This window comes from Rhizobium sp. A37_96 (assembly GCF_053521765.1).
Genome location: NZ_JBNWDS010000001.1, coordinates 1110405 through 1124135, shown reverse-complemented (window position 1 = coordinate 1124135; position 13731 = coordinate 1110405). Strand labels below are relative to the sequence as shown.

At 60.1% G+C, this 13731-nt stretch carries 17 protein-coding genes and 1 tRNA gene; 9 read left to right on the top strand and 9 right to left on the bottom strand.

Annotation, left to right across the window (positions count from 1 at the left end; all coding sequences use genetic code 11):
• The first annotated feature begins 70 nt into the window (after positions 1–70).
• On the top strand, positions 71–322 hold the full coding sequence (locus tag ACQZ6J_RS05495) for a hypothetical protein (RefSeq protein WP_163986761.1): 252 nt from the start codon (positions 71–73) through the stop codon (positions 320–322).
• 30 nt (positions 323–352) lie between these two features.
• On the opposite strand, the gene ACQZ6J_RS05490 is transcribed toward ACQZ6J_RS05495, so the two are convergent.
• Both ACQZ6J_RS05490 and ACQZ6J_RS05485 read right to left on the bottom strand, forming a co-directional pair.
• Complete coding sequence (locus ACQZ6J_RS05490; protein WP_163986759.1) at positions 353–823, bottom strand: hypothetical protein; 471 nt, start codon at positions 821–823, stop codon at positions 353–355.
• A gap of 177 nt (positions 824–1000) precedes the next feature.
• Entirely contained in the window at positions 1001–1243 is a 243-nt protein-coding gene (locus ACQZ6J_RS05485) for a hypothetical protein (protein WP_163986757.1), read from the bottom strand.
• Between the two features lie 212 nt (positions 1244–1455).
• Between ACQZ6J_RS05485 and ACQZ6J_RS05480 the strand changes: the two genes are divergently transcribed.
• Positions 1456–1764, top strand: coding sequence for a hypothetical protein (locus ACQZ6J_RS05480; protein ID WP_163986755.1), 309 nt, complete (start codon positions 1456–1458; stop codon positions 1762–1764).
• Between the two features lie 138 nt (positions 1765–1902).
• On the opposite strand, the gene ACQZ6J_RS05475 is transcribed toward ACQZ6J_RS05480, so the two are convergent.
• Both ACQZ6J_RS05475 and cpdR1 read right to left on the bottom strand, forming a co-directional pair.
• Positions 1903–1977, bottom strand: a tRNA-Val gene (locus ACQZ6J_RS05475).
• Positions 1978–2060: 83 nt separating this feature from the next.
• A complete protein-coding gene (cpdR1, locus tag ACQZ6J_RS05470; protein ID WP_004117561.1) occupies positions 2061–2423 on the bottom strand; it encodes a response regulator CpdR1 in 363 nt (120 codons plus the stop codon).
• A 272-nt stretch (positions 2424–2695) separates the two neighbouring features.
• Here cpdR1 and ACQZ6J_RS05465 point away from each other — a divergent pair, with 272 nt between their 5' ends.
• The 3 genes from ACQZ6J_RS05465 (at position 2696) to hisN (ending at position 5261) form a co-directional block, all read left to right on the top strand.
• On the top strand, positions 2696–3595 hold the full coding sequence (locus ACQZ6J_RS05465) for an N-formylglutamate amidohydrolase (protein ID WP_449082490.1): 900 nt from the start codon (positions 2696–2698) through the stop codon (positions 3593–3595).
• A gap of 104 nt (positions 3596–3699) precedes the next feature.
• On the top strand, positions 3700–4191 hold the full coding sequence (locus ACQZ6J_RS05460; protein WP_449082488.1) for a YcxB family protein: 492 nt from the start codon (positions 3700–3702) through the stop codon (positions 4189–4191).
• 296 nt (positions 4192–4487) lie between these two features.
• Positions 4488–5261, top strand: a complete 774-nt coding sequence (gene hisN, locus ACQZ6J_RS05455) for a histidinol-phosphatase (protein ID WP_449082486.1) — start codon at positions 4488–4490, stop codon at positions 5259–5261.
• 131 nt (positions 5262–5392) lie between these two features.
• Here the strand turns inward: hisN and ACQZ6J_RS05450 are convergent, their stop codons facing one another.
• The 3 genes from ACQZ6J_RS05450 to ACQZ6J_RS05440 all read right to left on the bottom strand — a co-directional run bounded on the left by ACQZ6J_RS05450 (position 5393) and on the right by ACQZ6J_RS05440 (position 8255).
• Positions 5393–6367 carry an alpha/beta fold hydrolase gene (locus ACQZ6J_RS05450; RefSeq protein ID WP_449082784.1) on the bottom strand — a complete coding sequence of 325 codons (975 nt, stop codon included), beginning with the start codon at positions 6365–6367 and terminating at the stop codon, positions 5393–5395.
• 191 nt (positions 6368–6558) lie between these two features.
• Complete coding sequence (locus ACQZ6J_RS05445) at positions 6559–7626, bottom strand: cyclic nucleotide-gated ion channel (RefSeq protein ID WP_449082484.1); 1068 nt, start codon at positions 7624–7626, stop codon at positions 6559–6561.
• A 149-nt stretch (positions 7627–7775) separates the two neighbouring features.
• Positions 7776–8255 (bottom strand): Lrp/AsnC family transcriptional regulator, encoded by a 480-nt coding sequence (locus tag ACQZ6J_RS05440; RefSeq protein WP_163986748.1) that lies wholly within the window; start codon positions 8253–8255, stop codon positions 7776–7778.
• Positions 8256–8387: 132 nt separating this feature from the next.
• Between ACQZ6J_RS05440 and ACQZ6J_RS05435 the strand changes: the two genes are divergently transcribed.
• Entirely contained in the window at positions 8388–8804 is a 417-nt protein-coding gene (locus ACQZ6J_RS05435) for a DUF2000 domain-containing protein (RefSeq protein ID WP_449082482.1), read from the top strand.
• Positions 8805–9155: 351 nt separating this feature from the next.
• Positions 9156–9620 (top strand): Hsp20 family protein, encoded by a 465-nt coding sequence (locus ACQZ6J_RS05430; RefSeq protein ID WP_163986744.1) that lies wholly within the window; start codon positions 9156–9158, stop codon positions 9618–9620.
• A gap of 124 nt (positions 9621–9744) precedes the next feature.
• On the opposite strand, the gene ACQZ6J_RS05425 is transcribed toward ACQZ6J_RS05430, so the two are convergent.
• On the bottom strand, positions 9745–10761 hold the full coding sequence (locus tag ACQZ6J_RS05425) for a bile acid:sodium symporter family protein (protein WP_449082479.1): 1017 nt from the start codon (positions 10759–10761) through the stop codon (positions 9745–9747).
• A gap of 107 nt (positions 10762–10868) precedes the next feature.
• Here ACQZ6J_RS05425 and ACQZ6J_RS05420 point away from each other — a divergent pair, with 107 nt between their 5' ends.
• On the top strand, positions 10869–11726 hold the full coding sequence (locus ACQZ6J_RS05420) for a LysR family transcriptional regulator (RefSeq protein WP_163986741.1): 858 nt from the start codon (positions 10869–10871) through the stop codon (positions 11724–11726).
• 199 nt (positions 11727–11925) lie between these two features.
• Entirely contained in the window at positions 11926–12057 is a 132-nt protein-coding gene (locus ACQZ6J_RS05415) for a hypothetical protein (RefSeq protein ID WP_449082477.1), read from the top strand.
• A 71-nt stretch (positions 12058–12128) separates the two neighbouring features.
• Here the strand turns inward: ACQZ6J_RS05415 and ACQZ6J_RS05410 are convergent, their stop codons facing one another.
• Entirely contained in the window at positions 12129–13175 is a 1047-nt protein-coding gene (locus tag ACQZ6J_RS05410; protein WP_449082475.1) for a threonine aldolase family protein, read from the bottom strand.
• Between the last annotated feature and the right edge of the window lie 556 nt (positions 13176–13731).

The following is a 13731-nucleotide window of genomic DNA, read 5'->3' as shown; positions in this document are numbered from 1 at the left end:
TGCCGCCCGCCAAGCGGATCCTAGAGCGGATCTAGTGTTTCAACGACAACGACCGACAGGAGCAGCTCCCATGAGCCCGAACCCCATTCACCGCAAAGAACAATCGGAAAAGCCGGAACTGACGGAGCGGCAGAAGAAGGCCCGGCCGAACACGCTTCGGCAGGCCCAGGTCCTGCCGCCGCATCAGGTGGACCTGACGCTGCATCCCGTGACGCATGAGGACGTTCACGTCCCGGCCCACGTCAATGGCGCGGACCTTTCGCGCGAAGCGCCGGCCGATGCCAACCACGGCCACAAGCAGAAGAGCGGCCGGCGGCACTAGTCCGGCCGCAAGTCACGCCGGGGACGCCGCTCACTTGTGTCGGGGCGCCTTGCCGTCGGAGGTGAAGTTGCCGTTGAAGCTCATTTCGGTCGATTTAGCCGAGCATTCGATGGCGATCGGCTTGCCCGCGTAGGGATTGGCGAACGTGCAGGTGCCCTTGGCTTCCACCCGGCCGGCCATCTTGTTGCCGGCACCCGTCGAGATGATATCGATCGGCAGTTGCGCGGTTCCCTTCTGGCTGCCCGGCTTGATGCCCTTGCCGTTGCCCTGGAAGCCGAGCATCTTGCCGCCGGAGGTGAAGATGAAAGTCACCGTGCCGTCAGGGGTCGTCACGCTGGCGATTTCGGCCTTGCACCCCTTGGAGGCATCGAGCTTGCCGACCACGAGTTTGGAACATTTTCCACTGACGACGGTGACGCCTTGCGACGGAAAATTTTCCACAGCGCCGGCCGACGTTGCCGTCAATACGGTTAATCCAAAAGCAATGCCTGCGAATCGCATAAGAGGGGCTCCTTTCAAGCCCCTGCAGATTCGCCGATCCAAATGTGGCAGTCAACCCGAAGCGGACACGCAGGCCTGAAGCGCATTCCGATCTTTCGAATCAGTTCGTCACGCTTCAGGCCGATGGTTCGCGATATCGCTATCACGGAACCGCTGCACGCTTTTGCGCGAGATCCCTCAGTGTGGCGCGGCTTCCGGGACGAGGGAGCCGATCAGTTGCAGCAGGGCATTCTGGCGGTTGCCGCCGCCGGCGAGGAATTCGTAAAGGGTCATGGTTTTTTCGCTGCCGCCGTCGACGGTATAGTCCGCCTGGCGGATGACGAAGACTTCGCCGCTTTCAGTATCGCGGGCGAGGTGGAACATATATTCGTCGCCATTGGGCTTGTGGTTCTTGTAGAACTGCCGCTTCATCACCGTCATCTCGTCCTCCCGTATGATCGATGCGCTGATGTGACAGTAGGATGACGGCGCGGCCGGAAGTCAAGCGGCTTGTGGCGGGAACTTGTGTCGCAGGCTTCGCGCAGCGCGCAATCCCCACGAACATCAGCATGTGATTGGCTATCGCCCAAAAGGCGATTATTCTCGACCTGCGCTCGAATTTTCGGGACGCGGCAAGTTGGAGATCGAAGCACATGAGAATGATGTTAGCGCTGGGGGCGATTTTGAGCCTGGCATGCGTCTCCGCAGGTGAGGCGCCTTCAAACTATCAGACTTACCAGGGCATTCGTGCCGACAGCGATCCGGTGGTGCTGGCAAGATATGACAGGGCTCTCAATTATTGCGAGCCGGAAGCCTATTCCTGGCATCGGGGGTCGCCGGATCCGAACAGCACCTTCTACTGGCTGGCGCTGAGGGATTGCCTCTACCGCCATGGCTTTGTCGATCGTGGCGTCTACGCCTATCCGACGACGGCAGTCTTCCGGCATTTTCTGGATCGCTGACCGCCTGCAATTCGCCTTGGCTCCCGGGGAGCCTTTGGGACAATCCGGTTCAAGGCAAACGTGACGTTCCACAGATCGATATGAAACTGAAAAGGCCTTTCGATTTCTCGAAAGGCCTTGCTTTTCAGCGAATTAGGATGGTGGGCGTGACAGGGATTGAACCTGTGACCCCTACGATGTCAACGTAGTGCTCTCCCGCTGAGCTACACGCCCATCCGATGGCGGCGCATAGATCACAAAACCTTGGTGGCCGTCAATAGGCTTTTTTCGGTTTTGTGACGAGGCCGCCGAAAGCCCTACGCGGCAAGGAGTTTGTTGACCTCGTCAACGAGTTCGCGAAGGTGGAAGGGCTTGGAAAGGACCTTTGCATCCTTCGGCGCCTTCGAATCAGGGTTCAGCGCGACGGCCGCAAAGCCGGTGATGAACATCACCTTGAGGTCCGGATCGAGCTCGGTGGCGCGGCGGGCCAGCTCGATGCCATCCATCTCCGGCATGACGATGTCAGTCAAAAGCAGCGAGAACGGCTCTTCCCGCAGCCGATCGTAAGCGCTTGCTCCATTGTCAAAGGACAAGACCTTGTAGCCGGCTTTTTCGAGTGCTTTCACGAGAAAGCGACGCATGTCGTTGTCGTCTTCGGCAAGAAGTATCTTCTGGGTCATCATCTTTTCGCTAATCAACTTTGTCTTGTTGGACTCGTCCAGCGTTTAGGTTAGCGCCACGCCGTAAACAAGCTGTGAATGGACAGCCAAAACGCGCCATTCCAGCATTTGTTCGAGGCATAGTTACTTTCCACGAAAGCGCGTTGCGCTTCCGCTGGCCGGGCATCCGGAGATTTCGATTACGGCGCTTTGGATTAAGGCCATTTCGTTCAAGTTACTATGGACTTGCGGTCATGCAACTGGCAACATGATTACTGCGACAAGTTGTTGGCATGGTAAAGACGTTGATGTCGGCGGAAATGCGTAGTTTCGAGATTTTCGAGGTATTGGAGCCCGCCTCCCAGACGATACCGTTTGTCTACAGCTCGCCTCATAGTGGTCGCGTCTATCCCCCGGATTTCATCGCGCAGTCCCGCCTTCAGGGCATCGCCATCCGGCGCTCGGAAGACCATTATGTCGACGAGCTTTTTTCGGCCGCAAGCTCGCTTGGCGCGCCGTTGCTGCTTGCCAACTTTCCGCGCGCCTACATCGATGTGAACCGCGAGCCCTACGAGCTCGATCCGCGCATGTTCGACGGCGCGTTGCCGCCCTATGCGAACATCAATTCTCTGCGCGTGGCCGGCGGGCTCGGCACCATTCCGCGAATCGTCGCCGAGAACATGGAGATCTACGCGCGCCGCGTGCCGGTGGAGGATGCGTTGAAGCGCATCGACACCATCTATAAGCCCTATCATGCCACGCTTCGGCGGCTGATCGCGCGCACCCATGTCAAGTTCGGTTTCGGCGTGCTGGTCGATTGTCATTCCATGCCGGGCAATATCCGTATCGCCGGCAGCAATGCCCGGCCGGATTTCATTCTCGGCGATCGCTATGGCACCAGCGCCTCGGCCGAGCTTTCGCGCGCCGCCATGCAGATCCTCGAGGAACTCGGCTTCAACGCCGTGCGCAACAAGCCCTATGCCGGCGGCTTCATCACCGAGCATTATGGCCGCCCCTCGCGCGGGCTGCATGCCCTGCAGATCGAGGTCAATCGTTCGCTCTATGTCGATGAGACGACGCTGGAGAAACGTCCGGATTTCGACACGGTCGCGGAAGCCATCACGCTTTTCATGAAGCGCATGGCCGAGCATGTGGAATCCTATACGGGCGATCCGGCGCTGGCGGCGGAGTGACCGTGCCGTTCGGCTCGCCAAAGGATGCATCAGCAAGTTAGATCTGCCTATGGATGATGCGGAAATCCAAAGCTTGGCGATAGGCTGAACGCATTAGATGGGCCATGCATCAGACTATCACCGTCACCTATACAGAAGAAATCGTACGCGATGCTGTGAGGACTTTTGTCTGGCGGCGGCTGATTGCCAATCAGAAGCGTCTCTGGGTCGCGGAAATTGCAATGGTTGCGCTGTTTCTTTGGCAGCTTTGGAGCGGTGATGCCGGATGGCTGACCGGTGTCTTCGGCGGCCTTGTTCTTCTCTATCCCGCTATGATTCTCGTCGCGTGGATTGCGCATTACCGCAATACTGTCGGAAAATTCCGCCGAATGCAGACCCGACAGGCGACGTTTGTTTTTTATGACGAGGGGTTTGACGTCGCGTCTGATCTGGGATCGGCGAAAATTCCTTGGTCCACCGTTATCGAGATCTGGGAGCGGCCGACCCACTGGATGATATTTACGGCTATCAACCAGTTCATGACGCTGCCCATCCAGACGGAGAAGGTCGATGTTCTCGATTTTCTGAAAACGAAGGTGCGCTCCACAATGCCGTAGCGAGCGCGGCTTCCCCCGGAAATCGCCGGTCCGGCCAAAAAAGAACCGCGCTCGTGGCGCGGCTAAGTCTAGGGAGGAAACACCCAAGGAGGGTATTTACAGTCAAAAGACTGTAGCCGGATACTGCTATCGCACTGCACAAATGTCAAGCATTTTATTGCAGTGCAAAATAATTAGGCAATTCTGAAAATTCTGCCTGATCGGCAGGCATTGCGCCTGTCGCTTCAGCATCCGGTTTGCTTCGCTGCTCATATGCGCTATGACTTCGCTCATCCCGCCACTCACTCGGATTGACCATGCTTCCCGATCGTTCGTTCTTCTATCGTCTGGCCGAGGCGGCCAAGGCCGAAACCCTGCCGCGCTTCCGCGCCGGCGTCGATGTGGTCAACAAGGAAGCCAAGGGCTTCGATCCGGTGACGGAAGGGGATCGCGCTGCCGAAGAGGCGATTCGCGCGTTGATCGAAGCCGAATTTCCCGATCACGGCATTCTGGGTGAGGAGCACGGCAATGTCGGGCTCGATCGCGAGCATGTGTGGGTGATCGACCCGATCGACGGCACGCGCGCCTTCATTTCGGGTGTTCCGGTATGGGGAACCCTGATCGGATTGCAGACGAACGGCCGTGCCGTGATGGGTCTGATCGACCAGCCTTTCACCGGCGAGCGCTATTTCGCCGATGGCTATGGCGCCACCTATTCCGGCCCGGACGGTGAAAGGCGGCTGCAGGTCCGCGATTGCGGCAGCCTGTCGAAGGCCATCCTGTTCACCACGTCGCCGCATCTCTTCGTCGGCGAGGAACTTGCCAAATATCGCGAGATCGAAAGCCAGGTCCGGCTCTTCCGCTACGGCACGGACTGCTATGCCTACGCGCTGCTTGCGGCCGGCCACGTCGATCTCGTCATCGAGAATTCGCTAAAGCCCTATGATGTCGGCGGCATCATTCCGGTCGTCGAGCAGGCTGGCGGCATCATGACCACCTGGGATGGCGGCAGGCCGGAAATGGGCGGAACGATCATCGCCGCAGGCAGCCGAGCCGTTTATGAACAGGCTCTGGCCATCCTCTCCCGCTAGAGCCTCCGCTTTTCCCTGAATCGCGAAAACGTTCCGTCCTTTTGCGTTCGCGCAATTCCGGACGGAAAGCCGCTATGCACTATTCCTGGAATTGCTCCGGGCGCTTCCAGGAATAGCGAGCTGCTTCAGCGTCACGCTTCCGCTTCTATCTCGTAGGCATTGATTTTCGTATCGCTGCCGGGGATGAAGGCGTGGATCGCGGCGAGGGCCTGGTTGCGGTAGATATCGCGCTCCTGCAGGATTTCATGCTTGGCGCCGTGGATCGGCACGAGCTGCGCGGCGCGGAAATAGCGCGACAGGCGCTCTTGATCGGCATAGGGCACGACGCCGTCCCGCGTCGGCGCGATCAGAACGGTCGGGATGGGGATCGAAAACAGGTGTTCCGGCCGGTTGACGCGCTCGATCGCCCGCAGGGCTTGCGACAGCCAGCGTGCCGTCGGCGGCCCCAGGCAGAGCTGCGGAAAGGTCGTGCCGATGCCGATATTGCGTCGATAGCGCTGCTCGTCCGTCGTCAACGGATTGTCGGCAAAGGGTTTTTCCTTGAACTTCTTGCTGAATTGCATCCGGCCAAGGCCGATGCCGCTGACGGTGCCGGAGACAAAGCGGATGAGGCCCGGCGAGGCGCCATGACCCGTGAGGCCGATAAAGGGCGCCGACAGCACCATGCGGTCGATGCGGGTTGCGAGTCCAGGGGCTGCGGACATGGCGATCAGCGCGCCCGTCGAATGGGCGAGGAGAAAGAAGGGCAGGCGGGTATCGGGCAGGACGATCTTGTCGAGGAATACGGTCAGGTCGCGCTCATAATCCGAAAATCGGCTGATATGGCCGCGCAGGGGATCCTTCAGCAGCCGCTCCGATCCGCCCTGGCCGCGGAGATCGAAGGTCGCGACCCACAGGCCCTTGGCGGTGAGATCGCGGATCGTCTCGAAATATTTCTCGATGAACTCGTTGCGGCCCTGCAGCAAAACCACGGTGCCTCTCGCGACCGGCTGCTCGCAACGGAAAATGGCGTAGCGCAGCTTGCACCCGTCGAAGCTCTCGAAGAACCCCTCGGTGCGGTTCTCCGGCACCGGATTGTCTGCCTTGGAATAGAGGATCGAATCCATGGCGATGTCGCGCCTCGCTGACAAATGGCCCACCTCAAGGGGATAGCGCAGATGGACGGAATTGCAACAGATTTGTTGGCGGTCCCCTTTTGGCTGAATCCTTGGTGCCGGCATCCCCCCATCGGCCTCTCCGACGGCAGCGCCGGCGCCTGTGACGCTTTCGACCGCGCCTTGCCACGACGTCGCCAATATCAGGCTTTCGTGGTTGTTCCGCGTCGCTCGAGTGCGGTTTTGCGGATGATCTCGGCGATTTCCGGGCTGCTGCTGGACAGCATCTGGAAGTCCGACGAATAGAGCGACAGCAGCGAGACTTCGGTCACGGCGCTGACGGTCGCCGAGCGGGGCTCGCCGCTGATGAGCGCCATCTCGCCGAAGAAGCTGCCGGAGCCGAGCTCCACGGGGTTCGGTGTGGCGACGCTGACACGGCCTTCGACGATGAAGAACATCTGATCGCCCGTATCGCCCTTGCGGCAGATTGCGGCGCCGGCCGGTACGACACGAGGTCTCAGCGCCCGCACGATTTCGATGAGTGCGCCCGACCCGAGCTTCTGGAAGAGCGGCACCGCTGCCACCAGCTGCCAATTGCGCACGAAATCCTGCCGGCGGACTTCTTCGTAGAAGCCGGTGGCAAGGATACCCGCCCATAGCGCGAAGATGCCGATTCCGCTCATCATGACCAGCCCGGCAAGAATGCGGCCGGCGAAACTTTGCGGGATCTCGTCGCCATAGCCTGTCGTGGATAGCGTGACCACCGCCCACCACATCGCCAGGGGGATGCTGCCGAATTTGTCAGGCTGGACGTCGCGCTCGATGATGTAGGCCGCGAGCGCCGCACTGAACAGAACGAGGCCGAAGATCGAGGTGACGCCGATCAGGTTGCGCGCTTCCTTGCTCAGGACTCTGCCCAGCAGGCGGAAAAAGGTCGAGCCGCGCAATGGCTTCAAGAGCCAGATGGCGCAATAGAGGCTCTGGTCACGTCCGCGGATGAAAAGGAATGCGGCCACGGGGACCAAAACCGCAAGCACGTCGACGGCGATTTCCAGCGCCCGGCCGCGAACGTCTCTCTTGCGCTGCATGATCAGCGTCTCGATCAGTTGCAGAACATAGGCAGCCCAGACGCCGGCAAGCAGGACTTCCAGGATGAGCCTGGTCTGTCCGGATATGTCCGGTGTCGTAAGCGCTGCCACCGTCAACAGACCGATTGCGGCGAGCAGCGCGTTCAGCGATGCGGAAATCTTCGAGAAAGGGAGCGCCGACATTCAATACCCCGACTGGGCTGCCATTTTTCCAGAATAGGATGCCTGCGATCCAAACGTAAAGGGGCGGAGGCATTTGCACGGCAACCAAGTGTCGACTGCACGGCAACCAAGTGTCGACCACTGAAGACGGCATTCCAAGTCCTGCGCCGTCATCGCTGCCCGACGTCAAGCGGAAAGCCCTTGAATGGCTTGATCTCCTTGAGCACGAAGGTTGTCTGCATCTCCTTGATGCGCGGCAGACGGCGAACGACGGCCATGGCGAAATCCGCATAGCTGTCGAGGTCGGCGGCAACGACCTGCAATAGGAAATCCGCGTCCCCGGCGATGCTGTAGCACGCCACGACTTCGCTCAGCTTCAGGACGTCGCGCGAGAATTCCTCGGCTTCGGCTTCGCTGTGGCTGTCGATCTTCACCCTGATGAAGGCGAGGACGCCGAGGCCGATCTGGCGCCTGTCCAGCGTTGCCGTATAGCCCTGGATGACCGCGGTTTCCTCCAGTTGCCGCACGCGCCGCCAGCATGGCGAGGTGGAAAGCCCGACTTCGGAGGAAAGCGCCTGATTGGTCAGGCGTCCGTCCTTCTGGAGCGCCTCAAGGATTCTCAGGTCGATAGGTTCGAGCGTAGAAGGCATATGTGACCCCAATGCCAGTATATTAAGGTAGAATCTACCTTCTATCATCGATTTTCAGCAATGAAAGGCAGGAACTTCCCGGATGTTGAAGATATTCTGCGGGCCAGCGTCGACAACAGCAAAAGGTTTCCCATGCTCCCCGATATTCGTCTCGCCATCATCATCAATCCGGATTTGCCGCTGGGGCTGATCGCCAATACTGCCGGCGCCATCGCGATAGGGCTGGGGGCGCGATTTCCAGCACTTGCGGCAAGGCAATTGGTCGACAGGCAACAGCGTGCGATCGACATCAGCTCGAACATGCCGGTGCCGATACTGCAGGCCGATGCCGATGCCATCCGATCGCTGTTGCTGAAGGCGCTACCTCAGCAGGGAGAGCGGGCGGTCGTTGCCTTTCCGGCTTTCGCACGGTCTCTGCACGACTACAGGGAGTATGAGGCCACATTTCCCGGCCGCGATCTTTCCGAGGAAGCCATCGACGGCCTGGGAATAGCGGGTCCATCGAAATGGGTGAAATCGCTGACGGGCTCGCTGAAGCTGCTGCGCTGAGGCCGGAAATAAAAAAGGCCGGCTCGCGGAATAGAGAAATCCGCTTCGCCGGCCGAGCAAGGACTGAAGAAGAAGGGACGATACACTTCAGTCATCGGATGATGGTGTTCCGATGATTCAGTGATACGCCCGCCAGCCTGAACGGGTTCCGAACCAACCGTTCATCTGCGGTTCACGCAATGCTTTTCCGCAGGATACGCGCAGCTGCACAGGGGTCTTGAACTCCGGAAAAGCGATCCCCATTTCCAGTCTGCAGGTGCCAAACGGGCCTGCGAAACCGTCCCGAGGCCGCCCGGAGTGGGGTCATGGGACAAACCTTGAAATCGCAATTGTCGCTCACAGGAGGACTCCATGCGCCACGTAGACTTTTCTCCCCTTTACCGTTCCACCGTCGGTTTCGACCGTCTGTTCACCATGCTCGACAGTCTTGGCCAGCCGGATCAGGCTCAGACCTATCCGCCCTACAATATCGAGCGTACCGGTGAAAACACCTATCGCATTACCATGGCCGTTGCCGGTTTCGACGAAAAGGAACTGAGCATCGAGGCCCATGCCCATGTGCTTCACGTCAAGGGCGAAAAGAGCGAGGAGCCGGCTGAAACCAGCGAATATCTCTATCGCGGTATCGCCAAGCGCGCCTTCGAGCGCCGTTTCCAGCTCGCCGATCATGTCGAGGTCCAGGCTGCTTCGCTGAAGAATGGTTTGCTGCACATCGATCTGTTGCGCAACATTCCCGAAGCCATGAAGCCGCGCCGCATCTCCATTGAGGCCGAGCCCGTGGAAACCCCGAAGGCCATCGAGGCACACATAAACTAAGACATGCGGCCGATGGCGGTCCCATACCGCCATCGGCATTGATCCTCCCAAGGTCAAACGAGAAGCGGCGCCCATTCGGGCGCCGCTTTTGTTTTGGCTCATACTTTGGAATCTTTTGGAATTCTCAGGCGGCGTGCGTCGCTTCAGCCGACTTTGCCCCGGCCTTTGCCGCTTCCCGGCGCTTGGCCGCATCGGCGTATTTCTGCGCAAGGACCGCGCAGGTCATCAGCTGAATCTGGTGGAACAGCATGAGCGGCAGCACGATGGCGCCGATACCCTGGCCGGCGAAGATGACATTGGCCATCGGCACGCCGCTCGCCAGAGATTTCTTCGAGCCGCAGAAGGTGATGGTGATCTCGTCGGCCTTCGAAAAGCCGAGTGCGCGGCTGCCGAACATGGTGATGCAGATCACCATCGCAAGAAGCACCATGTTGGCAACGATGACGGTAGCGATATCGAGCACCGAGAAGGTGTGCCACAGCCCTTCGACCACGGCTTCGCTGAAGGCCGAATAGACGACCATCAGGATCGAGCCGCGATCGACCGGCATCAGGATCTTCTTCTTGGAGCGGATCCAGTCGCCGATCCATGGCTGCAGCAACTGGCCGGCGATGAAGGGGGCGAGCAGCTGCAGCATGATCTGCCACAGGACATCCCAGGAAAAGCCGCCCTGGCCGCCGACCGAGAACAGCACGCCGACGAGCAGCGGCGTCAGGAACATGCCGAAGATATTCGAGGCTGACGCCGAGCAGATCGCGGCCGGCACGTTGCCGCCGGCGATGGAGGTGAAGGCGATGGAGGACTGCACGGTCGAGGGCAGCACGCTCAGGAACAGCATGCCCGTATAGAGCGACACGGGCAGGATGCTGTTCGGAACGATATGGCCCATGGCCAGCACCAGCAGCGGGAAGATGCCGAAGGTCGTCAGCAAAATGACGAGGTGCAGCCGCCAGTGCAGCATGCCGGCGATGACCACATCGCGCGACAGGCGCGCGCCATGCAGGAAGAACAGCAGGCCGATGGCAAAATTGGTGGCAATGCCGAAATACTTGGCGCTCATTCCCTGCACGGGAAAGAAGGATGCCGTCAGAACGGTGAGCACCAGCAGCATGGTGAAGGTGTCTGGAAGAAAGCGGCGCATCGTGCCTACCCCAATCGCAGTTACAAGTCGCAGGATTAATCCTTGCAGATAGACCTATCGTGATCCACGATGCAAGGAATAACAGTTATCGCGATACAGGATAAGCCATGCTTGATCTCACGCAGTTGCGCAGCTTCGTCGCCGTCGAGCAGATGGGCAGCTTCACGCTGGCGGCGGAGCGTCTCGGTCTTGGGCAATCGACCGTCAGCCAGCACATACAGCGGCTGGAAACCGAACTCGGGCGCAAGCTGCTGGCGCGCGACACGCATCGCGTGGTCCTGACCGGCGACGGCGAGGCCTTGCTCGGCCATGCGCGCCAGATGCTGTCGATCGAAGGCGATGTGCGGCAGCTTTTTGCCGGCAACAGCCTGCGCGGCAGCCTTCGGCTCGGCGTTTCCGAGGACTTCGTCACCAGCCAGCTCCCTGACGTTCTGGAAGACTTCGTCCGTTCGCATCCGTCCGTCGATCTTGAGCTGACGGTCGCTCTCAGCGGCACGCTTTATGAAATGCAGGACAATGGCGATCTCGATCTCGTGTTGGCGAAGCGCCGGCTCGGGGATGTCAGGGGCAAGCTCGTCTATCGCGAGCCGCTGGTGTGGCTGGCGCGCGATCCGGATCGCATTCGCAAGCTCGCGGCTCCTCTGCCGCTGATTGCCTTTCCCACGCCGAGCGTTACGCGCGCGGTGGCGCTGGAGGCGCTGCGCCGGCAGCAGATGCCGTGGCGGATCGTCTGCACCTGCGGCAGCCTCAGCGGCCTGACGGCGGCGGCGCGCGCCGGCATGGGCGTCCTCGTCCAGCCCCGGAGCATGGCGCCCGCCGGCCTGATGGAAATCGGGCCGGGCTGGCTGCCTACCCTCGAGGATGTGGAATTCGTGCTCGTGCCCCGCAAGGGGGCGGACCGGCTTCTGGTTGAAGCGCTCTCGGAGGATATTCTGGCAAAGGTCAGGGGGCCGAGATCGACCTGACAACGGTCGGGCTTACCGGGCGCGACCAAACCGTTTCCGATCCTATCGATGCGATCGGCCTCCCATCGGAAAATCTTCTGCCGGCTGAATTTTCTATCTTTGCGCGTCCCGCCCTCTCATTGCACCGGTTCAGGTCGAAGTCAGCTTTGGCTGTTATCGTTGATGGTTACGAGGGAGCTGAGCGAGGATATCCGTCCCGATGACCTATGGTGCCATCTTCATTTCCGGACTTGTCGCCTGCGTCGTGGCCATGACGGTGATCGTTCACCATGCTCCGGCATTCGCCCACAGCGACCAGTCGGCCTCGGCAATGTTCGCCCATCGGAATTAGAATTAGTCCGCCTGCGGTCTATATGAGCGCCGTCCGGCTCCGAGCCGGCTCCGGCGCTCTCTTCGTGCGTGTCAGCCCAGGCAGGCGAGGAAGTTCGCGACATCGGCCTCGGTCGTGGCGAAGCTGGTGACGAGACGGATCAGCGTCTGGTCATCGCCGACCAGATCCGGCTGCGATTCCGGGATCGGCCATTCGTAGAACTTCGCACCCTTGTCCTCGGCGGTCTTGGCCGAGGATTTCGGTATGATCGCGAAAACCTCGTTGGAGACTGTCGGCCAGGCGAGGTGGGCGCCCGGCACCTTTTCGATGCCGGCGCGCAGGCGATCGGCCATGCCGTTGGAGTGGCGGGCAAGATCGAGCCAGAGGCCATCCTGGAAATAGCCATCGAACTGCGCGGCGATGAAGCGCGACTTGGAGAAGAGCTGGGCGGCGCGCTTGCGGATGAAAGGCATCTCCTTTGCCTGCTCCGGATCGAAGAAGACGATCGCCTCGGCGCACCAGCAGCCGTTCTTGGTGCCGCCGAAGGAGAGGATGTCGACACCGCGCTTCCATGTCATGTCGGCGGGGCTCGCGCCGAGAGCGACCAGGGCGTTGGCGAAGCGTGCGCCGTCCATGTGCAGCGGCAGGCCGTTCGCCTTGGCGACGGAGGCGACCGCATCGATCTCGTCGAGCGAATAGACCGTTCCGATTTCCGTCGCCTGCGTGATCGTCACGGCGGCGGCGCGGCCGTGGTGCACGGCGTCCTGGGGGAAGCGGGCAATTTTTGCGGCGAGCGCCTGCGGGTCGATCTTGCCGGCCGCGCCCCTGACCGTTGCCAGCCGCGCGTTGCTGAAGAAATCCGGCGAACCGCATTCGTCTTCGGCCACATGCGCCTCGCTGTGGCAGAACGTGATGCCGCCCGGCTTCTGGACGCTGGCAAGCGACAGCGAATTGGCGGCGGAGCCGGTTGCGACGAAGAAAACGGCGACGTCGCGCTCGAAGACCTCGGCGAATTTGGCCTCGATCTTCTGATCCAAGTCGCTCGAGCCGTATGCGGTGGCAAAGCCACCGGATTCGGCGAGGAGACGTTCAGCGATCTTGGTGTGGGCGCCGGCCCAGTTATCGGAAGCAAAGAACATGGAAATGCACCAGTTGAAAGATTGAATTACGGCTAGGTTAAATAGGGTCGGGCGGACATTACGCCAATGCAAAAACCTATCAAGAGCATGAACTTGAAGAATGCATCACAGAAATTGATCTACGCAATCAACAAATAAAATGATGCGCCGCAGCGAAACTTTATTGCTCGATTTATACAACATGGGCAATCTTCCGTCTTTCGTTGACGAATTTTTGCCGTTTTGCTCTTGCGAAGACGTGAGCTTTCTGGCATAGAGCTGATGAATTAGGACAGGGTTGCTGTCCTATTTTGGCCGCCGAGGCCGAAGATGTGCCCCCAGGGTCCTGACGATGTCGGGATTTCGAGCTATAGTCGTCGAGAGCATGCCCTTTCAAGCCTTTCGGGCGGTGGGTACTGCGGCGGTGGAATAGCAAGGCGCGGAACGCTGACGACGGGCTCCACTCACGGGGCCACGGTTCGCGGCCGGATCTTCACAATGCAACAGCGCTGTCGCGCGTCGGATCCGGAAACGGACCGCGCGAGACGAAGGATCGCCCGCGACGCGGGCCTTACCG